The 22276-nt window shown below is 55.5% G+C and carries 18 protein-coding genes, 5 tRNA genes and 1 other RNA gene; 19 read left to right on the forward strand and 5 right to left on the reverse strand.

The window, feature by feature from the left end:
* Positions 1–27: 27 nt before the first annotated feature.
* Positions 28–309 (reverse strand): peptidylprolyl isomerase PpiC, encoded by a 282-nt coding sequence (gene ppiC / locus ACMGGR_RS00095; RefSeq protein ID WP_246762461.1) that lies wholly within the window; start codon positions 307–309, stop codon positions 28–30.
* A gap of 87 nt (positions 310–396) precedes the next feature.
* On the opposite strand from ppiC, the gene rep reads away from it, so the two are divergent.
* Positions 397–2421 (forward strand): DNA helicase Rep, encoded by a 2025-nt coding sequence (rep, locus tag ACMGGR_RS00100; RefSeq protein WP_414147893.1) that lies wholly within the window; start codon positions 397–399, stop codon positions 2419–2421.
* Positions 2422–2425: 4 nt separating this feature from the next.
* Here rep and gppA read toward each other — a convergent pair whose 3' ends face one another.
* On the reverse strand, positions 2426–3910 hold the full coding sequence (gene gppA, locus ACMGGR_RS00105; protein WP_246762470.1) for a guanosine-5'-triphosphate,3'-diphosphate diphosphatase: 1485 nt from the start codon (positions 3908–3910) through the stop codon (positions 2426–2428).
* A gap of 4 nt (positions 3911–3914) precedes the next feature.
* Positions 3915–5210, reverse strand: coding sequence for an ATP-dependent RNA helicase RhlB (gene rhlB / locus ACMGGR_RS00110; protein WP_246762472.1), 1296 nt, complete (start codon positions 5208–5210; stop codon positions 3915–3917).
* Positions 5211–5327: 117 nt separating this feature from the next.
* Here rhlB and trxA point away from each other — a divergent pair, with 117 nt between their 5' ends.
* The 18 genes from trxA (at position 5328) to ACMGGR_RS00200 (ending at position 19370) form a co-directional block, all read left to right on the forward strand.
* On the forward strand, positions 5328–5660 hold the full coding sequence (gene trxA, locus ACMGGR_RS00115) for a thioredoxin TrxA (RefSeq protein WP_246762478.1): 333 nt from the start codon (positions 5328–5330) through the stop codon (positions 5658–5660).
* Positions 5661–6065: 405 nt separating this feature from the next.
* Complete coding sequence (rho, locus tag ACMGGR_RS00120; RefSeq protein WP_246762481.1) at positions 6066–7325, forward strand: transcription termination factor Rho; 1260 nt, start codon at positions 6066–6068, stop codon at positions 7323–7325.
* A 299-nt stretch (positions 7326–7624) separates the two neighbouring features.
* Positions 7625–8704 (forward strand): UDP-N-acetylglucosamine--undecaprenyl-phosphate N-acetylglucosaminephosphotransferase, encoded by a 1080-nt coding sequence (wecA, locus tag ACMGGR_RS00125; RefSeq protein WP_246762487.1) that lies wholly within the window; start codon positions 7625–7627, stop codon positions 8702–8704.
* A 49-nt stretch (positions 8705–8753) separates the two neighbouring features.
* The gene (wzzE, locus tag ACMGGR_RS00130) at positions 8754–9782 is read left to right on the forward strand and encodes an ECA polysaccharide chain length modulation protein (RefSeq protein WP_414147894.1); all 1029 of its coding nucleotides are present in this window, start codon (positions 8754–8756) and stop codon (positions 9780–9782) included.
* A gap of 38 nt (positions 9783–9820) precedes the next feature.
* Entirely contained in the window at positions 9821–10951 is a 1131-nt protein-coding gene (gene wecB / locus ACMGGR_RS00135; RefSeq protein WP_246762496.1) for a non-hydrolyzing UDP-N-acetylglucosamine 2-epimerase, read from the forward strand.
* Positions 10948–12210 carry a UDP-N-acetyl-D-mannosamine dehydrogenase gene (gene wecC / locus ACMGGR_RS00140; protein ID WP_246762531.1) on the forward strand — a complete coding sequence of 421 codons (1263 nt, stop codon included), beginning with the start codon at positions 10948–10950 and terminating at the stop codon, positions 12208–12210. Before wecB ends, wecC begins: the two co-directional genes overlap by 4 nt.
* A 2-nt stretch (positions 12211–12212) precedes the next feature.
* Positions 12213–12914: a dTDP-4-amino-4,6-dideoxy-D-galactose acyltransferase gene (gene rffC / locus ACMGGR_RS00145; protein ID WP_246762508.1), complete on the forward strand. Its 702-nt coding sequence runs from the start codon at positions 12213–12215 to the stop codon at positions 12912–12914.
* A gap of 4 nt (positions 12915–12918) precedes the next feature.
* The gene (gene rffA, locus ACMGGR_RS00150) at positions 12919–14046 is read left to right on the forward strand and encodes a dTDP-4-amino-4,6-dideoxygalactose transaminase (protein ID WP_246762513.1); all 1128 of its coding nucleotides are present in this window, start codon (positions 12919–12921) and stop codon (positions 14044–14046) included.
* A 1-nt stretch (position 14047) separates the two neighbouring features.
* A complete protein-coding gene (wzxE, locus tag ACMGGR_RS00155; RefSeq protein ID WP_414147895.1) occupies positions 14048–15298 on the forward strand; it encodes a lipid III flippase WzxE in 1251 nt (416 codons plus the stop codon).
* Positions 15295–16362, forward strand: a complete 1068-nt coding sequence (locus ACMGGR_RS00160; RefSeq protein WP_414147896.1) for a TDP-N-acetylfucosamine:lipid II N-acetylfucosaminyltransferase — start codon at positions 15295–15297, stop codon at positions 16360–16362. Before wzxE ends, ACMGGR_RS00160 begins: the two co-directional genes overlap by 4 nt.
* On the forward strand, positions 16359–17696 hold the full coding sequence (gene wzyE, locus ACMGGR_RS00165) for an ECA oligosaccharide polymerase (RefSeq protein WP_246762522.1): 1338 nt from the start codon (positions 16359–16361) through the stop codon (positions 17694–17696). The genes ACMGGR_RS00160 and wzyE overlap by 4 nt, the downstream gene beginning before the upstream one ends.
* 22 nt (positions 17697–17718) lie before the next feature.
* Positions 17719–18459 (forward strand): lipopolysaccharide N-acetylmannosaminouronosyltransferase, encoded by a 741-nt coding sequence (wecG, locus tag ACMGGR_RS00170; protein WP_246762524.1) that lies wholly within the window; start codon positions 17719–17721, stop codon positions 18457–18459.
* 179 nt (positions 18460–18638) lie between these two features.
* Positions 18639–18715, forward strand: a tRNA-Arg gene (locus ACMGGR_RS00175).
* 80 nt (positions 18716–18795) lie between these two features.
* Positions 18796–18871, forward strand: a tRNA-His gene (locus ACMGGR_RS00180).
* A gap of 10 nt (positions 18872–18881) precedes the next feature.
* Positions 18882–18968: transfer RNA gene (locus ACMGGR_RS00185), tRNA-Leu, on the forward strand.
* A gap of 26 nt (positions 18969–18994) precedes the next feature.
* Positions 18995–19071: transfer RNA gene (locus ACMGGR_RS00190), tRNA-Pro, on the forward strand.
* A 73-nt stretch (positions 19072–19144) separates the two neighbouring features.
* A tRNA-Pro gene (locus ACMGGR_RS00195) sits at positions 19145–19221 on the forward strand.
* A gap of 35 nt (positions 19222–19256) precedes the next feature.
* Positions 19257–19370: non-coding RNA, RtT sRNA (locus ACMGGR_RS00200), on the forward strand.
* Between the two features lie 563 nt (positions 19371–19933).
* Here ACMGGR_RS00200 and hemY read toward each other — a convergent pair.
* Entirely contained in the window at positions 19934–21124 is a 1191-nt protein-coding gene (gene hemY / locus ACMGGR_RS00205; RefSeq protein WP_246762160.1) for a protoheme IX biogenesis protein HemY, read from the reverse strand.
* 2 nt (positions 21125–21126) lie between these two features.
* The gene (hemX, locus tag ACMGGR_RS00210; protein ID WP_246762162.1) at positions 21127–22254 is read right to left on the reverse strand and encodes a uroporphyrinogen-III C-methyltransferase; all 1128 of its coding nucleotides are present in this window, start codon (positions 22252–22254) and stop codon (positions 21127–21129) included.
* Positions 22255–22276: the final 22 nt, after the last annotated feature.

Genomic DNA, 22276 nt, shown 5'->3' on the forward strand with positions numbered 1-22276 from the left:
ACCGGGACAATTATCCCCTGGCGGTCGTTAGTTACGGTACAGAACCTTAATGATGTGGTAGCCAAACTGCGTATGCAGCGGGCCGTAAGGCGTGATAAGCGGGCAGGAAAACACCACTTTATCGAAAGCCGGCACCATGGCGCCCTGTTTAAACTCGCCTAAATGGCCGCCTTTTTTACCTGACGGACAAATGGAGTGCTTTTTGGCCAGCTTTTCAAAATCTGCGCCTTGCTCCAGCTGTGCCAGAATTTCCTGCGCCTGTTTCTCTTCCTTTACAAGGATATGGAGTGCTGCTGCGGTTTTTGCCATGATCGTACCTTGAGTCGTATGGATGCTGCTGGCTATACTACCACGCTGTGATTTCTTTCCCTCTGTCATTTCATCGAGTAAAACCCTATGCGTCTTAATCCTGGTCAGCAACACGCCGTCGAATTTGTCACCGGGCCTTGTCTGGTGCTGGCCGGTGCAGGCTCGGGCAAAACGCGTGTTATTACCAATAAAATTGCTCACCTGATCCGCGAATGCGGCTATCAGGCTCGCCATATTGCGGCGGTGACGTTTACCAATAAAGCCTCGCGTGAAATGAAAGAGCGCGTGGCGCAAACCCTGGGACGTAAAGAAGCGCGCGGCCTGATGATTTCTACCTTCCACACGCTGGGGCTGGAAATCATCAAGCGTGAATATGCCGCGCTGGGGATGAAATCGAATTTTTCCCTGTTTGACGACCAGGATCAGCTGGCGCTGCTTAAAGAGCTGACCGAGCAGTGGCTGGAAAACGATAAAAACCTGTTACAGCAGCTGGTCTCGACGATCTCTAACTGGAAAAACGATCTGCTGGATCCTGGCCGCGCGGCGGCGGGAGCCACGTCCGAACGCGACAAGATTTTTGCGCACTGTTACGGACTTTATGACCAGCATCTGAAAGCCTGTAACGTACTGGACTTTGACGATTTAATCCTGCTGCCGACGCTGCTTTTCCAGCGCAATCTGGAAGTGCGCGAGCGCTGGCAGCAGCGTATCCGCTATCTGCTGGTGGATGAATACCAGGATACCAACACCAGCCAGTATGAGCTGGTTAAACTGCTGGTCGGCGCTCGCGCCCGTTTCACCGTGGTAGGTGATGACGATCAGTCAATCTACTCCTGGCGTGGCGCGCGGCCGCAAAACCTGGTGCTGCTAAAGGAAGATTTCCCGGCGCTGCAGGTGATAAAGCTGGAGCAAAACTACCGTTCGTCGGAACGTATTCTGAAAGCGGCCAATATCCTGATCGCCAACAATCCGCACGTTTTTGAAAAACGGCTCTTTTCAGAGCTGGGCTACGGCGCGGAGCTAAAAGTGGTCACGGCCAACCATGAAGATCATGAAGCCGAAAGGGTAACGGGCGAACTGATAGCGCATCACTTCATTAATAAAACGCAGTACAAAGATTACGCCATTCTTTACCGGGGCAACCATCAGTCGCGCGTTTTTGAAAAAATGCTGATGCAAAACCGGATCCCCTATCGGATTTCTGGCGGAACCTCATTTTTCTCGCGACCGGAAATCAAAGATTTACTCGCCTATCTGCGCGTACTGACCAATCCCAACGACGACAGCGCCTTTATGCGCATCGTCAATACGCCAAAGCGTGAAATCGGGCCAGCCACGCTGCAAAAGCTGGGCGAGTGGGCAATGCAGCGCAACAAGAGCCTGTTTACCGCCAGCTTCGATATGGGGCTGGGACAGACGCTGACCGGACGCGGGCTGGAATCGCTACAGCGTTTCACCTTCTGGCTGCAGGAAATTGCCGTGCTGGCAGAGCGTGAACCGATTGCCGCAGTACGCGATTTAATTCGCGGTATCGATTATGAGAGCTGGCTGTTTGAAACTTCCGCCAGCCCGAAAGCCGCCGAAATGCGGATGAAAAACGTCAATATGCTCTTTCAGTGGATGACGGAAATGCTGGAAGGCAGCGATATCGACGAGCCGATGACGCTGACGCAGGTGGTGACGCGCTTTACGCTGCGCGACATGATGGAACGCGGCGAAAGCGAGGAAGATATGGATCAGGTCCAGCTCATGACGCTGCACGCCTCGAAAGGGCTGGAGTTTCCTTACGTTTATCTTGTCGGCATGGAAGAAGGGCTGTTGCCGCACCAGAGCAGCATTGACGAAAACAACGTAGAAGAAGAGCGCCGGCTGGCATACGTGGGGATCACGCGGGCGCAGAAGGAGCTGACGTTTACGCTGTGCCGCGAACGGCGCCAGTATGGCGAAGTTATTCGACCAGAGCCGAGTCGTTTTCTGCTGGAGCTGCCGCAGGACGATCTGAACTGGGAAACCGAGCGCAAAGTAGTTAGCCCGGAACAGCGGATGCAAACGGGGCAGAGCCGCGTGGCCGGATTAAGGGCGATGCTGGATAAGGCAAAAAGCGCCGGGTAATAAACTAGTTTATGGTCAGCGACCAGTGCACATAGCTTTGCCAGTGGCTTTCCTGCTCCAGCAGTTCTGCACGTAGCGGGTGCGCCTCCAGCCAGCCAGCCGGTAAGGCCACCTGCAAACTATCGTCATCAGCATGCAGCCGAACCGCGGGCAGCGTATCATCGCGACGACGGCTGGCAAAAATGATGGCCAGCCGCAGCAGCCGACACATTCTTTCCGCCATGCGCGGCGGCACGGCATTTTGCTGGCTGAGCAGCGCCAGATCGATACCGTTGACCTGGTTTTGCAGCAGCGTCGCCAGCAGCTTTTTCTGCGCGGGCGTAAAGCCCGGCAAATCCAGATTACGTACCAGATAGGCGGCGTGCTGCGGAGCCTGTTTGAAGTCGACGCTCAGGCCGATTTCATGGATCAGGCAGGCGCTGTCGAGCAGCTCCCGGCAGCGATCGTCTAGCTTCCAGCTGTGGCTAACCTGACGAGCAAAACTTTCTGCCAGCATACGTACGCGCGAAGCCTGATCGGCGTCAATGGCAAAGCGGCGCTGGATATTGTGCAGCGTGCGGTTACGAATATCGCGATCGACCGGCAGCTTCAGCATGCCGTAAACCAGACCTTCGCGCAGCGCGCCACCGGCCAGCGTCATGCTGCTGATATTCAGCTCGGTAAAGATGGCGATCAAAATGGAAAGGCCGCTGGGGAAAACCAGCGCGCGCTCCAGCGTCAGGCCTTCGATTTCCAGCTCTTCCAGCTTGCCGCACTGGATAGCGCGCTGTTTCAGCTGTTGCAGCTTGCTCAGCGTGATGCGCTCGTCCATGCCTTGCGCCATCATGATTTCCTGCAGCGCCTGGACGGTGCCCGACGCGCCAACGCAGATTTCCCAGCCTTGCTCGCGCAGCTTTTTCGCTACCGGACGAATCATCTCGCTGGCGGCCTGCTCGGCCTCGTCAAAGTTGAGCTTGCCCAGGTGACGATCGCCAAAATAGCGTTCCAGCCAGGTCACGCAGCCCATGGGCAAGCTGAACAGCGCGCCTGGTTCTGCGCCGCTGCCCGTGACCAGCTCCGTACTGCCGCCGCCGATATCAACCACCAGACGCTTATCGGAACCGCCAGTGGTATGCGCCACGCCCTGGTAAATCAGGCAGGCTTCTTCTTCGCCGCTAATCACATTAATGGCGCAGCCTAAAATCTGCTGCGCCTGATGCAGAAAGGTTCCGGCGTTGGCGGCCAGGCGCAGCGTTGCCGTCGCAACGACGCGGATCTGGTGCGCCGGGATATCCTGCAGCTGTTCAGAGAACAGTTTCAGGCACTGCCAGCCGCGCGCCATCGCCTCATCGGAAAGGCGGCTGTCGCTGTCCAGACCGGCAGCCAGGCGCACCTTGCGTTTGATACGCGCAACGGTCTGGATGCTGCCAGCCACCTCACGCACCACCAACATATGAAAGCTGTTAGATCCTAAATCTATTGCAGCATAAAGCGATGAAGCGCTAGGCATGGCGTTAACCTGAACGTTTGCGGTTATTGTTGCGCGGCGGACCGCTGCGACGATTGTTCGGGCCGCTGCTGCGGCGCGGGCCGTTGCCAGGACGACTACGCGTTAAGCGTTTTGGCGGCGGCAGGTCGGTCATCAGCGCGTCGCTGTTATAGCGGCTTACGGTAATGCTGTGGCCGATATACTCTTCGATAGCAGGCAGGTTCAGCGCATACTCTTCACAAGCCAGGCTGATAGAATGCCCGTTTGCGCCCGCGCGACCGGTACGGCCGATGCGGTGGACGTAGTCTTCACGATCGTCAGGCAAATCGTAGTTGAAAACGTGGGTCACCGCAGGGATATGCAGACCGCGAGCGGCTACGTCGGTAGCAACCAGTATATCTACATCGCCTTTGGTAAAGTCATCGAGAATACGCAGGCGTTTCTTTTGCGCCACGTCGCCGGTCAGCAGACCAACACGGTGACCATCAGCCGCCAGGTGGCCCCAGATGTCTTCACAACGGTGTTTGGTATTGGCGAAAATAATGGCGCGATCCGGCCACTCTTCTTCCAGAAGGGTTTGCAGAAGACGCATCTTCTCTTCGTTGGAAGGATAGAAAAGCTCTTCTTTAATGCGGTGTCCGGTTTTCTGCTCCGGCTCCACTTCCACATATTCGGCGTTGTTCATGTTTTCAAACGCCAGCTCGCGGACGCGGAAGGAAAGCGTTGCGGAGAACAGCATGTTAAGACGCTGGTTAGCGGCAGGCATGCGGCGGAACAGCCAGCGAATGTCTTTAATGAAGCCCAGATCGAACATCCGGTCGGCTTCGTCGAGGACGACAACCTGAATCGCGCCCAGGTTAACGTGATTCTGTTTTGCGTAGTCAATCAGCCGGCCGGTGGTGCCGATAATAATATCGACGCCGCTTTCCAGTACTTTCAGCTGCTTGTCATAGCCGTCACCGCCGTAGGCCAGCCCGAGCTTGAGGCCGGTCACCTGCGCCAGTGGTTCTGCATCTGCATGAATTTGCACGGCTAATTCGCGAGTCGGAGCCAGGATCAGCGCGCGTGGCTGGTTAACCTGACGCCCTTCCGGCGCGGGGTGAGAAAGAAGATGATGGAACGTTGACGTTAAAAACGCCATCGTTTTCCCGGTACCGGTTTGCGCCTGTCCCGCTACATCACGCCCGTTCAGCGTGAAAGGCAATGCCAGCGCCTGAATAGGCGTGCAGTTATGAAACCCTTTATTTTCAAGGGCTTCAATGACCTGTGGGTGCAGGGCGAAGTCGGAAAACTTCTGTTCGGTTAAGTGTGTTTTGCTCATAGTGTGGTAGAATATCAGCTTACTATTGCTTTACGAAAGCGTATCCGGTGAAATAAAGTCAACCTAAGTTGGCAGATTTTACGCCACGCAGCCAGGCATAATATTTTGGAGTAAGACATGAGCAGCGATAAAATTGTCCACCTGACCGATGACAGCTTTGAAACCGACGTACTGAAAGCAGAAGGCCTGACGCTGGTCGACTTCTGGGCAGAATGGTGCGGTCCGTGCAAAATGATTGCCCCGATCCTCGATGAAATCGCCGAAGAGTTCGACGGCAAGCTGACCATCGCAAAACTGAACATCGACGAAAACCCGGGCACGGCGCCAAAATATGGCATTCGCGGTATTCCTACTTTGCTGCTGTTTAAAGACGGCGAAGTGGCGGCAACGAAAGTGGGCGCCCTTTCTAAAGGCCAGCTCAAAGAGTTCCTGACCGCGAACCTGGGCTAATCGCCCTTTGTCCGGCAGCGGCGGCGCTGCCGGGCACTATTCCATCCAGCCCGATTCTGCGCCTTGTCATACCAGCTGCATATTTTTAGCTCACCGCTAGACGTTTGCGAACAAGCGTGCTAACTTATTTTTACTGCACTACGCACTTACCTGTAGTTTGAATCTAAGATTTGCTCCTTGTTGAACACTGTATTCATCTGAGTTTTACAGATATTCAGCAATCTGACGGTTAGTATCCAGAATTTCCGGCACCTTGTCCTTACCGTCTCCTCGTATCGGATCCGCGTATTCCTGCACGCGATCGTCGAGAGTCCGACAAGAAAGCCATTAACAGGCATGGATTTTTCGCCATACCATTGACGACAAACATTTCGAGATTTACCCCGAGTTTAAGAACCCACCATTATGAATCTTACCGAATTAAAAAATACGCCGGTTTCTGACCTGATAACTCTCGGCGAAAATATGGGGCTGGAAAACCTGGCGCGCATGCGCAAACAGGACATTATCTTCGCCATCCTTAAACAACATGCGAAAAGCGGCGAAGATATTTTCGGCGACGGCGTACTGGAGATATTGCAGGATGGATTTGGTTTCCTCCGCTCCGGAGACAGTTCCTACCTTGCCGGCCCCGACGACATCTACGTATCTCCCAGCCAAATCCGCCGTTTTAACCTCCGCACTGGTGACACCATTTCCGGCAAGATCCGCCCGCCGAAAGAAGGTGAGCGCTATTTCGCCCTGCTGAAGGTTAACGAAGTTAACTATGACAAACCGGAAAACGCCCGTAGCAAAATCCTGTTTGAAAACTTAACGCCGCTGCACGCTAACTCGCGTCTGCGCATGGAGCGCGGCAACGGTTCTACCGAAGACTTAACCGCACGCGTACTGGATCTGGCTTCGCCGATCGGTCGCGGCCAGCGTGGTCTGATCGTCGCGCCGCCAAAAGCCGGTAAAACCATGCTGCTGCAGAACATCGCGCAGAGCATTGCCTACAACCATCCTGACTGCGTGCTGATGGTGCTGCTGATTGACGAACGTCCGGAAGAAGTTACCGAGATGCAGCGTCTGGTGAAAGGCGAAGTTATTGCCTCTACCTTTGATGAGCCAGCTTCCCGCCACGTGCAGGTTGCCGAAATGGTTATCGAAAAAGCCAAGCGCCTGGTTGAGCACAAGAAAGACGTGATCATCCTGCTGGACTCCATTACGCGTCTGGCCCGTGCCTATAACACCGTTGTACCGGCTTCCGGTAAAGTGCTGACGGGTGGTGTGGATGCTAACGCCCTGCATCGTCCAAAACGCTTCTTCGGTGCCGCGCGTAACGTAGAAGAGGGTGGCAGCCTGACCATTATCGCCACCGCGCTGGTTGATACCGGCTCGAAAATGGACGAGGTTATCTACGAAGAGTTTAAAGGTACAGGCAACATGGAACTGCACTTAGCGCGTAAAATCGCCGAGAAGCGCGTGTTCCCTGCTATCGATTACAACCGTTCCGGTACCCGTAAAGAAGAGCTGTTGACCAGTTCTGAAGAGCTACAGAAGATGTGGATCCTGCGTAAAATCATCCATCCAATGGGTGAAATCGACGCGATGGAATTCCTGATCAACAAGCTGGCGATGACCAAAACCAATGACGAATTCTTCGACATGATGAAGCGTTCGTAACAGCGAATGGTCTATACAAAAAAGAGGGTTGAGCGATCAACCCTCTTTTTTTGTCTGAAAGGATGTCAGAAGCCGGAAAAATAAGAAAACTCGGGGAACGCCACGCTCAGACGTGGCGTTTTTCGTTTATGGGCTATACGATGTCGCGACTGGAGAATTAAATTAAAGGTGCATTCGGGTATAAAACCGGACGGTTATACTGAGTTTTATCCGATACACGATGGACATCAGAATCAAACAGCCACTTATGGCATAAAAGTTGCTATAAAGTTGGGATTCTTAGCAGAGAGCTGGTTAATGTGAATTTACTCAATATGAGTACTGAGCTTGCTTTAATATTTTTATTTTCGCTGGTATTCCTTTTTTTCGCGCGTAAGGCAGCAAAAAAAGTGGGTCTTGTGGACAAGCCCAACTATCGCAAGCGTCACCAGGGTGTTATCCCTCTGGTCGGCGGCATTTCTGTTTTTGCCGGCATTTGCTTCGGTTTTACTATCACTGATTACTATATTCCCCACAGCCTGCTTTACCTGAGCTGTGCTGGCGTACTGGTACTGGTTGGCGCACTTGATGACCGCTTTGATATCAGCGTCAAAATCCGCGCCTGCGTACAGGCGGGCATTGCGGTGGTCATGATGACGATGGCCAAGCTCTATCTGCTGAGCCTGGGGTTTATCTTCGGCCCATGGGAGCTGATTGTCGGCCCTTTCGGCTACGTGCTGACGCTGTTTGCGGTCTGGGCGGCGATTAACGCCTTTAATATGGTGGACGGTATCGACGGGCTGCTGGGCGGCCTTTCCTGCGTCACCTTTCTGGCGATGGGCATCATTCTGATTGTTGATGGCCAGCAGAGCCTGGCGATGTGGTGCTTTGCGATGATCGCCGCCATTATCCCTTATATCCTGCTCAACCTGGGCGTGTTTGGCCGTCGCTACAAGGTGTTTATGGGCGATGCGGGCAGCACGCTGATAGGCTTTACCATTATCTGGATCCTGCTGGAAGCAACGCAGGGACAGAGCCATCCCATCACGCCCGTGACCGCGCTGTGGCTTATCGCCATTCCGCTGATGGATATGGTGGCCATTATGTATCGTCGCCTGAGCAAAGGCATGAGCCCATTTTCTGCTGACCGCCAGCATATTCACCATCTGATTATGCGGGCCGGATTCACCTCCCGTCAGGCCTGCTTTCTGATTACGCTGGCGGCCGCGCTGCTGGCTGGTGTCGGCGTGCTGGGCGAATCGCTAAGCTTTGTCCCTGACTGGATGATGCTGCTGCTGTTCCTGCTGGCTTTTATGCTGTACGGCTACTGTATCAAGCGCGCATGGCGCGTGGCGCGACTGTTAAAAAGAGCAAAAAGAAGGCTGCGCAAAGCACAATAGCTCGCTTTTACCCTGGACCTCTTTACCCTGATGACAAGGAATATCAAGTATGACGCATCCTGACGTTGCAGAGAACGAACTGGATATCCGCGGGCTTTGCTGCGCTTTATGGCGAGGAAAACGCTGGATTATCGGCGGCGCCATCTCTTTTGCGCTGCTGGCCTGGCTCTGTTCGCTGCTGATGACGCCAAAATGGAGCACGACGGCAGTAACCGATCGCCCCACGGTCAACATGTTGGGCCGTTACTATTCGCAGCAGCTTTTTCTGGATAACCTGGCTATCCGCAGCAGCAACGCGCCGGTTCAGCTGCCCGTTATTGCCGATGAAGCCTATCAGGAGTTTATTATGCAGCTCGCGTCTTACGATGCGCGCCGCGAATTCTGGCTGCAAAGCGACTATTACAAGCAGCGGCAACAAGGCAGCGCGCGTGACGATGCGGCGCTGCTGGATGAACTGATCGCTAATATCCAGTATCAGCCGGGCGACGCGGCCAAGAGCCTGAACGACAGCGTCAAACTTATTGCTGAAACCGCGCCGGAAGCGAATACGCTGCTGCGCCAGTACGTGGCTTTTGCCGGTCAACGCGCGGCAATGCATCTTAATGAAGAGCTGGCCGGTGCCTGGGCGGCACGTAGCCAACAGCTGCAGGCGCAGGTGCTGAGACAGGAAGCCGTGGCCAAAGCGGTTTACGATCGCCAGATCAACAGCGTCCAGCAGGCGCTAAAGATTGCGCAGCAGCAGGGCTTTGAGCAGGCAAAAACCAGTACGCCTTCTGAACAACTGCCGGACTCCGAGCTGTTTCTGTTAGGACGTTCGCTGCTGCAGGCCAGGCTGGAGAATTTACAGGCCAGCGGGCCGGCATACGATCTGGACTATGATCAGAACAGGGCGATGCTCGGCACGTTGAAAGCAGGCCCGACGCTGAGCAATAACTTTCAGAGCTGGCGCTATCTGCGTACGCCGGAAGAGCCGGTTACACGAGACAGTCCTCGTCGCCTGTTTCTGATGATCATGTGGGGCGCTGTAGGCGCGCTGATTGGCGCAGGAACGGCACTGATACGTCGGCGTCCGCGCTGATTTGCCGTCATCAAACAGACGAAGGAAAGAAAGTAACAGTGAAAGTATTAACCGTGTTTGGCACGCGCCCGGAAGCGATAAAAATGGCGCCGCTGGTTCACGCTCTCGCGCAGGATAGTGAGATAGAAGCGCGCCTGTGCGTCACCGCGCAGCATCGTGAGATGCTGGACCAGGTGCTACAGCTGTTTGCTATCGTCCCGGATTACGATCTCAATATCATGCGTCCCGGCCAGGGGCTCACGGAGATCACCAGCCGTATTCTCGAAGGGCTGAAGGCCGTCTTTGCTGAATTCAAGCCGGATGTGGTACTGGTGCATGGCGATACCACCACCACCTTTGCCGCAAGCCTGGCCGCTTTTTACCACCGTATTCCCGTTGGCCACGTCGAAGCCGGACTGCGCACGGGCGATCTCTACTCTCCGTGGCCGGAAGAAGCTAACCGTACGCTGACCGGTCGCCTGGCAAGCTGGCACTTTACGCCCACGGAAACGGCCCGGCAGAATTTGCTGCGGGAAGGCCTGCCGGAATCGCGCCTTTTTGTCACCGGCAACACGGTGATTGATGCGCTGTTTTGGGTGCGCGATAGAGTATTAAGCGACGAGCAGTTAAGAAATACCCTGGCAACGCGCTATCCCTTCCTTGAAGAGGGGAAGAAGTTGATTCTGGTGACGGGCCACCGACGCGAGAGCTTCGGGGACGGGTTTGAACGCATCTGTAGCGCCCTGGCGGAAATCGCCCGGCGTCACCCTGAAGCGCAAATCGTCTATCCGGTGCACCTCAATCCCAACGTCAGCGAGCCGGTGAACCGTATTCTTAGCGATATCGACAACGTGGTGCTGATAGAGCCGCAGGAGTATCTGCCGTTTGTCTGGCTAATGGATCGCGCCTGGCTAATCCTGACGGATTCTGGCGGTATCCAGGAAGAGGCGCCATCGCTGGGCAAACCCGTGCTGGTCATGCGCGAAACGACAGAGCGTCCGGAAGCAGTGGATGCAGGCACTGTCAGGTTGGTGGGTACTGACATACAAAAAATTGTTCACGAGACCACGCGTCTGTTAACGGATGAAGAGGCCTGGCAATCCATGAGCCGCGCCCATAACCCTTATGGCGACGGCCTGGCCTGCGAACGTATTGTGCAGGCGCTTAAAAATAATCGGATTTCTTTATAATGTTCAATACCATTTCTGTTATCGGGCTGGGCTACATTGGCCTGCCTACCGCTGCGGCATTTGCCTCCCGACAAAAAACGGTGATCGGCGTGGATATCAACGCGCACGCGGTCGAAATCATTAACCGGGGCGAAATTCATATCGTCGAGCCGGATCTGGACAGCGTAGTCAAAACGGCGGTGGAACAGGGTCACCTGCGCGCCGTCACGCGGCCAGAGCCAGCGGACGCCTTCCTGATCGCCGTGCCTACGCCGTTTAAAGACGACCACCAGCCTGATTTGAGCTGGGTAAAAGCGGCTGCGGAATCTATCGCGCCCGTGCTGAAAAAAGGCGACCTGGTCATTCTGGAATCGACCTCCCCGGTAGGTGCGACGGAGCAAATGGCCGAATGGCTGGCGATGGCGCGTAGCGACCTGACGTTTCCACAGCACGAGGGCAGCAAAGCGGATATCCATATCGCCTATTGTCCGGAGCGCGTACTGCCGGGCAAAGTCATGGTTGAGCTGTTTAAAAACGATCGGGTGATTGGTGGCATGACGCCGCTTTGTTCGCAAAAAGCCTGCGATCTTTACAACATCTTCCTGGAAGGCGAGTGTGTGGTTACTAACTCGCGCACCGCCGAGATGTGTAAGCTGACCGAAAACAGCTTCCGTGATGTCAACATCGCTTTCGCCAACGAGCTGTCGCTGATTTGCGCCGATCAGGGGATTAGCGTCTGGGAGCTGATTGCACTGGCTAACCGCCATCCGCGCGTTAACATTCTTCAGCCGGGCCCGGGCGTCGGCGGCCACTGTATTGCGGTCGATCCCTGGTTTATCGTGGCGCAAAACCCGGTGCAGGCCCGCCTGATCCGCACCGCGCGTGAGGTGAACGACAGTAAGCCGCACTGGGTGCTGGAGCAGGTGAAGAAAAAGCTGGCCGAATGTCTGGTTGCCAGCGACAAACGCGCCAGCGAACTGAAAATTGCCTGCTTTGGCCTGGCCTTCAAGCCCGATATCGACGACTTAAGAGAAAGTCCGGCGATGCACGTGGCCAGCATGATTGCGGACTGGCATCAGGGCACCACGCAGCTGGTGGAACCCAACATTCAGCAATTGCCGCACGGCATGCCGGAAAGAAGCGTGCTGGTCACCCAGCAAGAGGCGCTACAGCAGGCGGACGTGCTGGTGATGCTGGTAGATCATCGCCAGTTCAAAACTATCGACGCGGCCAGCCTGAAATCGCGCTGGCTGGTGGATACTAAAGGCATCTGGCGGTGAGCATGATCCAGCCTCTGCAAGGAAGCGTCACGCCGCTGGCGTGGGAAAACGCTTTTTTTAATCTCAACAGCGGCCTGCTGAATCTTGATTTGCACGAAGCGCCGATTGATGAAGCTTCGTTGCAGGGATACGATCTGATTCAGGCGAAAGTGCTGTCACAGCAGACGGCAGAGCTGGATGCACTGAGCGCGCTGGGGTTTCGCTTTGTCGAAGGCGAAGCGGATTTTGTGCTGGGTATCGGCGCGGGCGGCAGGCCGGAAGGCATTCGTATCGCCCGCAAAGAGCATATTCCCGCACTGCGTGAGGCGGCCAGCAGCGCTTTTGCCTTCAGCCGTTTTCGCGCGCCCTGGTATCAGCCTGAAGACAGTGGGCGCTTTTATGCGCAGTGGATAGAAAACGCCGTGCTCGGCACCTTTGACCACCAGTGCCTGATTGCCGTCAATGACCAGGGCGATCTTCAGGGCTTTATCTCGCTGCGTGAACTGGCCGACGGCAGTGGCCGAATCGGCCTGCTGGCGACGCTGCCGGAAGCGCAGGGGCTGGGCGTTGGTCAGAGAATGATCGAGGCGGCAATCGACTGGTGCCGGGCGCGACGCCTGACGCGTCTGCACGTTGCCACACAGCTTGGCAATCTGCCAGCGCTCCGACTTTATCATCGCTGCGGCGGCGTGATTGAACGCACCGCCTGGTGGCTCTACAGGTAATTTTATGATCCCGTTTAACGCCCCACCGGTAGTGGGAACCGAGCTTGAATATATGCAGTCGGCGATGGGCAGCGGCAAGCTGTGCGGCGACGGCGGCTTTACCCGACGCTGCCAGCAGTGGATGGAAAACCGTTTCGGCAGCCGTAAAGTGCTGTTGACGCCATCCTGTACCGCTTCGCTGGAGATGGCCGCTATCCTGATAGCTATCCAGCCCGGTGACGAAGTGATTATGCCCAGCTACACCTTCGTTTCTACCGCTAATGCTTTTGTGCTGCGCGGCGCGACCATCGTGTTTGTCGATATTCGTCCCGATACGCTCAACATAGATGAAACGCTGATTGAAGCGGCCATCACCGAGAAAACCAAGGCCATCGTGCCGGTTCACTACGCGGGCGTCGCTTGCGAAATGGACACGATAATGGCGCTGGCGGAAAAGCATGGGCTGTACGTCGTTGAAGATGCGGCGCAGGGCGTAATGTCGACCTATAAAGGCAAAGCGCTGGGCACTATCGGCCATATTGGCTGCTTCAGCTTTCACGAAACCAAAAACTACACGGCGGGCGGCGAAGGCGGCGCAACCTTAATTAACGATCCGGCGCTGGTTGAACGCGCGGAAATCATTCGCGAAAAAGGCACCAACCGCAGCCAGTTTTTCCGGGGCCAGGTGGATAAATATACCTGGCGGGATATCGGCTCCAGCTATCTGATGGCGGATTTGCAGGCCGCTTATCTCTGGGCGCAGCTGGAGGCGGCAACGCGTATTAACGACCAGCGCCTGCGCCTGTGGCAAAACTATTACGATGCGCTCAAGCCCGTTGCCGACAGCGGCCGTATTGAATTGCCGATTATCCCTCAAGATTGCCAGCACAACGCGCATATGTTCTATATCAAGCTTGCCGACAACGACGACCGCAGCGCATTGATTAACTGGCTAAAAGAAGCGGAAATTTTAGCCGTATTCCACTATATCCCGCTGCACTCGTCACCGGCCGGACAGCGTTTTGGCCGTTTCCACGGTACGGATAACTATACGCAGGCGGAAAGCGAGCGCCTGCTGCGGCTGCCGCTGTTTTATAACCTTTCTGCTAATAACCAGAAAACGGTTATTAATTCGCTGCTGAGCTATTTCTGATATGTCACTGGCTAAGGCTTCGGTGTGGACGGCTTCGTCCACGCTGGTAAAAATCGCTGCCGGTTTGCTGGTGGTAAAAATGCTGGCGGTGGCGTTTGGCCCTGGCGGCGTCGGCCAGGCGGGCAACTTCCGCCAGCTGATTACCGTGCTTGGCGTGCTGGCTGGCGCAGGAATTTTCAACGGCGTAACCAAATACGTGGCGGAATATCAGCAGCAGCCGACGCAGCTGCGTGCCGTCGTCGGTACCGCTTCGGCGATGGTGCTGGGGTTTTCTACGCTGCTGGCGGTCATTTTCCTGCTGTTTGCTGAACCGATCAGCGTTGGGTTGTTTGGACACGGCGATTACCAGAATGTGGTGCGGCTGGTCGCCTTTTTGCAGGTCGGTATCGCTTGGGCAAATCTGGCGCTGGCGGTGATAAAAGGGTTCCGCGATGCGCAGGGCAACGCGCTGGCGCTGATTTTTGGCAGCCTGACTGGCGTAGCGGCGTGGTTTATCTGCTACTGGCTTGGCGGCTACAGCGGCGCGCTGGTTGGTATGGCGATGGTTCCGGCGCTGGTGGTAGTGCCCGCAGCCGTGCTGCTGGCGAAGCGTGACCACCTGCCGCTGCGTTTTCTGCAACCGCAGTGGCACGGTGAGATTGCGCGTAACCTTAGCAAATTCACCTTGATGGCGGTAATTACCTCCGTAACGCTGCCGGTCGCATGGGTAATGATGCGTAATCAGTTAGCGGCTCATACCAGCTGGGATCAGGTAGGGTTATGGCAGGGCGTCACCAGCATTTCCGATGCTTATCTGCAATTTATTACCGCGTCGTTCAGCGTTTACCTGCTGCCGACGCTCTCAAGATTAACGGATAAAAAAGCGATTTCGCGCGAAATTCTCCGCTCGCTGAGCTTTGTGTTGCCAGCGGTGATGGCCGTGAGCCTGACCGTGTGGCTGCTGCGCGACGTCGCTATCTGGCTACTGTTCTCCAGCAAGTTTACCGGCATGCGCAATCTGTTTGTCTGGCAGCTAACCGGCGACGTTTTCAAAGTCGGCTCGTATGTCTTTGGTTATCTGGTGATCGCCAAAGCGTCGCTGCGGTTTTACGTGCTGACCGAAATCAGTCAGTTCCTGCTGCTCACGCTGTTTGCCGGATGGTTAATCCCGTTGCATGGCGCGGCGGGCGCGGCCCAGGCCTATATGGCCACCTACATCGTCTATTTTGCGCTTTGCGCCGGCGTATTCTTTCTTTATCAAAGACAAGTATGACAACATTGATTCACGTTCTTGGCTCGCCTGTTGAGCACCACAACCAGACCGTACTGCGATTTTTTAACGACGTTATGCCACAGGCCGTTCCCGCAGGCGAAAAGCGCCAGTTTTGGGTCGTTGGCACTCCATCGATGGCCACGTTTGCCGCGCTAAATGTTCGCTGGTTCGCCAGTAAAAAAAGCATTGCCCGGGCGGTCATCGAGCGCGCGCAGGCCGATCGCAAGACGCGCTTTTTCTTCCACGGCCAGTTTAATCCGACGCTGTGGCTGGCCTTGTTGCTAAGAAAAATTCGCCCTTCACAGGCCTGGTGGCATATCTGGGGCGCCGATCTTTATGAGCAGGCTGGCGGTATCAAATTCCGTCTGTTCTATATGCTGCGTCGACTGGCGCAAAAGCGTATCGGACACGTTTTCGCCACGCGTGGCGATATCACCTTTTTTCACCAGCGCCATCCTGCCGTGCCCGCTTCGCTACTCTATTTTCCTACCCGCATGGCGCAGCCAGAACTACCGGAAACGGCTAAGAACGAGCAGCTAACGATCCTGGTGGGTAACTCTGGCGATGCCAGCAACCGTCACCTTCAGGCCCTACAGGAAATTCACCGGCAGTTTGGCGACAAGGTAAACGTGGTGGTGCCGCTGGGCTATCCGGAAAACAACGAAGCCTATATCCAGCGCGTGCGGGAAGCGGGCGAGGCCCTGTTTGCCGCTAATCTGACTATCCTCAGCGAGAAACTCGATTTTGCTGCGTACCTACAGCTGATTGCGCGCTGCGACCTGGGCTATTTTATTTTTGAGCGCCAGCAGGGCATAGGGACGCTGTGCCTGCTGATTCAGGCCAATATTCCCTTTGTGGTCAATCGCAAAAACCCTTTCTGGCAGGATTTGACCGAACAGCAGGTGCCCGTCCTGTTTAGCGGCGACCCGCTGACGCCCGAGCTGATTGCGGAAACAAAGCGGCAAATGGCTGGTCTGAATAAATCGGCTATCGCCTTTTTTGAACCGGCCTATGTGGCGGGCTGGCAGCAGGCGCTGGCGCTGGCAGAAGGAGAAACGGCATGATGCTTTCACAATTTGCAGGCCTGCTGACGGTGTGGCTGCTGTCGCTGGCGCTGATCCTGACGCTGACCTGGCGGGAGTTTCGCCGCGTCCGCTTTAATTTTAACGTCTTCTTCTCTTTGCTTTTTCTGCTGACCTTTTACTTTGGTTTCCCACTGACCAGCCTGTTGGTGTTTGATTTTAACGTGGAGGTCGTCCCGGCAGAATACCTGTTGCAGGCAATGCTCTCCGCCACCGGGTTCTATGCCATTTATTACGTCAGCTATAAAACCCGGCTGCGGCAGGCAACGGATAAGCCCGCGCGACAGGCTTTTACCATCAACCGCGTTGAAGCCCATCTTACGTGGGGCATTCTGGCGCTGATTGCGCTGGGTACGGTGCTGGTTTTCTTTCTGCACAACGGCTTCCTGCTTTTTAAACTACACAGCTATAGCCAGATTTTCTCGGCGGAAGTTTCCGGCGTGGCGCTAAAGCGCTTCTTCTACTTCTTTATTCCGGCGATGCTGGTGGTCTATTTCCTGCGTCCGGGTCTGAAAAGCTGGCTGCTGTTTCTGGTGAGCACCGTAGCTTTTGGACTGCTGACCTACGCCATTGTCGGCGGCACGCGAGCGAACATCATTATTGCTTTCGCACTGTTTCTGTTTATCGGCATTATTCGCGGCTGGATAACGCTGTGGATGCTGGCGATGGCTGGCGTGGCTGGCGTGGTCGGCATGTTCTGGCTGGCGCTACGACGTTATAATCTCGACGTCAGCGGCAGCGAGGCGTTCTACACCTTCCTTTACCTGACGCGAGACACTTTCTCGCCGTGGGAAAATCTGGGGCTGCTGCTGCAAAACTACGACAAGATCGAGTTTCAGGGCCTGGCACCGATAGTCAGAGATTTCTACGTCTTTATTCCGGGCTGGCTGTGGCCGGACCGGCCGTCGCTGGTGTTAAACAGCGCTAACTACTTTACGTGGGAAGTGTTAAATAACCATTCGGGCCTGGCGATTTCGCCAACGCTGCTGGGTTCGCTGGTGGTGATGGGCGGCGTCTGGTTTATTGCTCCGGGTGCGGTAGTGGTCGGGATGATCATTAAATGGTTCGACTGGCTGTATAACAAAGGCCGTCAGGAGAGCAATCGCTACAAGGCGGCGATCCTGCAAAGCTTCTGTTTTGGCGCGGTGTTCAACATGATTGTGCTGGCCAGGGAAGGGCTGGACGCCTTTGTCTCTCGCGTGGTGTTCTTCTGCCTGATTTTTGCAGCGGCGGTAGTGGTCGCTAAATTGCTTTACTGGCTGCTCGACAGCGCAGGCGTGATCCGCGCACGCGCACGCGTAGCGGTTCAGAACTGAATTTTGCCATAAGGACTCGACCATGAACTCTGCCTTTACGGCTCCGCAGTACCCGATCCGCGGCATTACGCTGTTGGGCTTTCGCAATATGGCGGAATTTATCGATTTTCTCTGGCAGGGAAACCAGTTGAAAAGCGGCACACTGGTGGCGATCAATGCCGAGAAAGTGCTGACGGCGGAGAGAGAGCCGGACATTCATCGGCTGATTGATGCGGCAGAGTACAAATATGCCGACGGTATCAGCATTGTGCGCTCTATCCGCAAAAAGTATCCGCACGCCGTAGTATCGCGCATCGCCGGGGCAGACCTGTGGGAAGGGCTGATGGAACGTGCCGGACGGGAAGGGACGCCGGTTTTCCTGGTGGGCGGCAAGCCGCATATTCTGGCGCAGACCGAAGAAAAGCTGAAGCGGCAGTGGAACGTCAATCTGGTCGGTTCGCAGGATGGTTATTTCACGCCAGCCGAACGCGAAGCTTTGTTTGCCCGCATCGCCGCCAGCGGCGCGAAGATTGTCACCGTAGCGATGGGGTCGCCGCGTCAGGAAGTCCTGATGCGCGACTGCAAGGCGCTTTATCCTGACGCGCTTTATATGGGCGTAGGCGGCACCTATGACGTCTTTACGGGAAACGTAAAGCGTGCGCCAAAGATATGGCAGAAAATGGGCCTTGAATGGCTTTATCGGCTGATCATGCAGCCTTCAAGGTTAAGAAGACAGCTCGGGCTGCTGAAATATCTGCGCTATCATTTACGTGGCGATCTTTAATCAACCTTTTTTAAACGGGCGTAAAGGTCAAAAAGTAACGGATTAGCGGGTCAAAACAGGCTAAAACGCCTGTAGTTTAGACAGAACGCACAAAGCGTAAGCAAACAGGATTTTTTATGAAAAAAGCACTGGACAGGATCGGCTCGAATCCGTAGTATGCCCATCCGCAACGGCGCTACGCGCCCGTAGCTCAGCTGGATAGAGCGCTGCCCTCCGGAGGCAGAGGTCTCAGGTTCGAATCCTGTCGGGCGCGCCATTAAGTTTGTGCGCGAGAGCTGCGGTGGTAGTATTACCGCGTTAAGAAGTAAGCAGTAAAGAAGTCGAGTAACAGGTGTGGTGGCTATAGCTCAGTTGGTAGAGCCCTGGATTGTGATTCCAGTTGTCGTGGGTTCGAGTCCCATTAGCCACCCCAGATTTTGTATGCGAAGGTGGCGGAATTGGTAGACGCGCTAGCTTCAGGTGTTAGTGTTCTTACGGACGTGAGGGTTCAAGTCCCTCTCTTCGCACCACAAAATCTTTAGCAGTACGCAGTTTTCGGCGAGTAGCGCAGCTTGGTAGCGCAACTGGTTTGGGACCAGTGGGTCGGAGGTTCGAATCCTCTCTCGCCGACCATATTTAGAAACCTTGCTAAGGCAGGGTTTTCGCTTAAAAGACGAATTTTTTAAGCCGCAGTGCCAGCAGTATTCGGCGAGTAGCGCAGCTTGGTAGCGCAACTGGTTTGGGACCAGTGGGTCGGAGGTTCGAATCCTCTCTCGCCGACCATATTAAGAAAAGGCCAGCTTTCGAGCTGGCCTTTTTGCGCTCAAAGCTCAAAGAGGATGAGAGCCTCCGAAGGAGGTTTGAGCCGAGCGCAGCGAGACAACGTTGCTTTAGCAACGGCCCGCAGGGGAATAATCCTCTCTCGCCGACCATATTAAGAAAAGGCCAGCTTTCGAGCTGGCCTTTTTGCGTCTCTGTCGTTAAAACGCTAAAGCGTGTCGCTAAAAAGAGACGTTTAACTCATTGTTATTATTCACCTTTACCTCACTATACATGGCCTGTCGCTAACAAACGACGCCTGGCCCGCTTTCCGTCGCTATATAAAGACAACCGCAGACAGGCCGTTTTAAAAAGGTCGGTGTTATAAGTGACTGTATAAAAAGAATATAAATTATCATTATCGCGTCAGCTAAAGACCTGGCACGTTAACTGCTATAATCCCCCTGTAGATGCTCATTCCACCTCTTATGTTTGCGCACGCTTCATAAACCCGGGAATGATGCAGAGCCCCCTTAGGGTACCTGTTGTCCATCTGCCGCTATCGCCGTAAGGCTTTAACGGGCGTCCAGGACACAACGTTGAGTCAGGTATCAGCCGGTCTTTTCGGCCTGTTTTTACACCCGCCAAATTGGTGGGTGTTTTTTTATGTGCAGGCGAAAAAAAACCGGGCAGGTGCCCGGTTCAGGTTATCGATGACGTGTTGCTATAGCTGGCTTCAGGGATTGTTTTTCAAGGTCAGCAGCAAACCGTCGCGGCGCATCTCTGCGGCTTCTTCCGGCTTGTTCTGGCGGTCCAGCGTATCGGCCAGCCAGGCGTAGTCGAAAGCATCAGGGCGCTGCTTCAGCGCTTCGCGGAAAGCGTCGCTCGCCTTTTCCCATTCGCCGTGCTTCATCAGCAGCTGACCCAGCGTGCTGTGCAGCAGTGGCGTAGCGCCATGCTGTTTAATCTGCTGGCGCAGCGCTTTTTCCAGCTGGTCAGGATTGCCGGTTTTCAGACGCGGCATCAGCAGTACCAGGCGCTCATCGTAACCGCGCTTAAGCCCGTCCAGCACGATCGCCTGAGCGGTCTCATGGTCGTCACAGACGATCAGATGGTCCGCCATCGCCACCTGCAGCGCCGTTTCGTGCCGCGTTTTACGGCTCTGGTCATGCCACCAGCGCTTCAGCCCTTCGCTTCCCTGATCGGCCATCGCCTGACTCATTAAGCCAAGCCATGCCTGCTGCTGTAGCGCCAGACGGTGCGTTTCATCGGCGACGCCAGCTTTTTCCATTGCGGGCAGGATATCCAGCAACGCGCTCCACGCGCCGGTACGTACGTATGCCTGTTCTGCCAGACGCAAGACTTCAGGATGGCGCGGCGCGACCTCAAGCAGTCTGTCGACGCCGTGTCTTGCCGCATGATCCTCATTGCGCGCCAGCTGCAGGCGTACCCGCGTAATTTCTACCGGCAGTTGGTCGTTACCGGCCAGTTCGGTTGCCCGTTCCAGATGCTGATTAGCGCGCGCTTCATCGTTGCGTTGCTGAGCCGCTTCCGCTGCCAGCAGATAGTTCACCATTGGCTGTTCGGCATGGTCGGCGTTACGCGACAGCAGCTTCTCAACCTGACGATGATCGCCTTCCGCCAGCTTAAGCAGTGCGGCGTTGGTTTGCTTACGCGCGCGGTTGCGCTTGCGGCCCTTAAACCAGCCGCGAGTACGGGCACCGGTGCGAAACAGACGACGCAGTACCCACTCAACAAAAAGAATCACCAGCAGCGCCAGGATCAGAATGATCACCAGGCCGGTAACGCTGGTTTCAATATTCCAGCTATCGGTCTGGATCAGCACATAGCCCTGGTGGCCTGCCAGCATCGGACCAAGCACGACGCCTGCCATCAATAACACAAAAACGATCAGTACCTTAAGCATGCTTATTCTCCCTGCTGCTGTTGGGCACCTGGCTGAGCCAGCAGGTTACGCACGCGTGTTTGCATCAGCTTATCCAGCATCGGCTGGCTTTGCAGCGCGTTCGGCACGTCCATTGATACGCTCTGCTGGCTAAGTTCGTCCAGCTGGCTGAGGAAGGCTTTTGTTGCCGCGTCGTTAGTATCAAACCAGGCGCGAACCCAGGCAGAAACCGAGTCGATGGACTGCTTATAGATTTGATCCTGGTGGCGTGGCACAGCCTGAGCAGCAATCAGCAGGCGCGAACGGATGTTCTCGCGCAGATAAACGTCCTGATTAGGCGCCAGCAGCGGTTCGGCTGTGGTGTCACGGCGACGGATGGTAATGAAATCATCCATAAAGTTATGCCAGCTTTTTACCAGATTCTGTCGCCATTCGCGCAGCGAAGAGGAAAGCTCACCGCTATCGGCATCCATTGGCGCGTCGTCGCTGTCATCATCGGCCAGGCGCAGATTATCGACGCCGTTGGAAAGCTGATTAAGCTTGAGAATAATGCCGTCGTAATCGACCTGGCTAATCGAGGAGAGCGTACTGATATCCTGCGTTAGCGCCCGGCGCACGTCGATCAGGCTGGGATCGTTCATGTCGGCCAGGCTGGCGTCGGCGCTTTTCAGCAGCGCGGCGGCGGTGGTGACGTCCTGATCGCTCCAGAGTTTGCGACCGGCCAGCTTAACCAGATAGTCGGCCTGAGCCAGCAGCCAGGTATGCGCGTCGTTACCCGAAATCGTCGCGACTTTTTCTTTCAACTCGTCCAGCTGCTTACTGGTCGCTGCCTGCTGTGCGCGGGCGGCATCCAGCGCGCTGCCTTGCGCGGCAAGCTGACGAACCAGCGTTTGTTTCTCGCCAGCGGCATCCTGCTGCAGCGCGGCCAGCTGATCTGCCAGCGCTTTATTTGCCGCAGCCTGGTGCTGAGCCTGAGAGTGGGCATTGAAATAGAGGCCGACGCCGGAAGCCAGCGCGATGGCAATCGCCAGTACGGCCAGCGCCGTCGCCCCATTGCGCGGCTTGCGCGGTGGTTTTTGCTCTGGCGTTAAGGTTGCTTCCTCTGGGGTGGTCGCTTCAACCATGGCAGAGGCGTCTTTGTGTTCCGTCATTGTGGCACATCCCATATTTAAG

This window comes from Erwinia sp. BNK-24-b, from assembly GCF_047456155.1.
Lineage (GTDB): Bacteria > Pseudomonadota > Gammaproteobacteria > Enterobacterales > Enterobacteriaceae > Erwinia > Erwinia phyllosphaerae.

Excerpts from the sequence above, each read along its gene's own strand:
- ppiC (WP_246762461.1), bottom strand. The coding sequence starts at position 309 with ATGGCAAAAACCGCAGCAGCACTCCATATCCTTGTAAAGGAAGAGAAA.
- rep (WP_414147893.1), top strand. The coding sequence starts at position 397 with ATGCGTCTTAATCCTGGTCAGCAACACGCCGTCGAATTTGTCACCGGG.
- gppA (WP_246762470.1), bottom strand. The coding sequence starts at position 3,910 with ATGCCTAGCGCTTCATCGCTTTATGCTGCAATAGATTTAGGATCTAAC.
- rhlB (WP_246762472.1), bottom strand. The coding sequence starts at position 5,210 with ATGAGCAAAACACACTTAACCGAACAGAAGTTTTCCGACTTCGCCCTG.
- trxA (WP_246762478.1), top strand. The coding sequence starts at position 5,328 with ATGAGCAGCGATAAAATTGTCCACCTGACCGATGACAGCTTTGAAACC.
- rho (WP_246762481.1), top strand. The coding sequence starts at position 6,066 with ATGAATCTTACCGAATTAAAAAATACGCCGGTTTCTGACCTGATAACT.
- wzzE (WP_414147894.1), top strand. The coding sequence starts at position 8,754 with ATGACGCATCCTGACGTTGCAGAGAACGAACTGGATATCCGCGGGCTT.
- rffC (WP_246762508.1), top strand. The coding sequence starts at position 12,213 with ATGATCCAGCCTCTGCAAGGAAGCGTCACGCCGCTGGCGTGGGAAAAC.
- rffA (WP_246762513.1), top strand. The coding sequence starts at position 12,919 with ATGATCCCGTTTAACGCCCCACCGGTAGTGGGAACCGAGCTTGAATAT.
- wzxE (WP_414147895.1), top strand. The coding sequence starts at position 14,048 with ATGTCACTGGCTAAGGCTTCGGTGTGGACGGCTTCGTCCACGCTGGTA.
- ACMGGR_RS00160 (WP_414147896.1), top strand. The coding sequence starts at position 15,295 with ATGACAACATTGATTCACGTTCTTGGCTCGCCTGTTGAGCACCACAAC.
- wzyE (WP_246762522.1), top strand. The coding sequence starts at position 16,359 with ATGATGCTTTCACAATTTGCAGGCCTGCTGACGGTGTGGCTGCTGTCG.
- wecG (WP_246762524.1), top strand. The coding sequence starts at position 17,719 with ATGAACTCTGCCTTTACGGCTCCGCAGTACCCGATCCGCGGCATTACG.
- hemY (WP_246762160.1), bottom strand. The coding sequence starts at position 21,124 with ATGCTTAAGGTACTGATCGTTTTTGTGTTATTGATGGCAGGCGTCGTG.
- hemX (WP_246762162.1), bottom strand. The coding sequence starts at position 22,254 with ATGACGGAACACAAAGACGCCTCTGCCATGGTTGAAGCGACCACCCCA.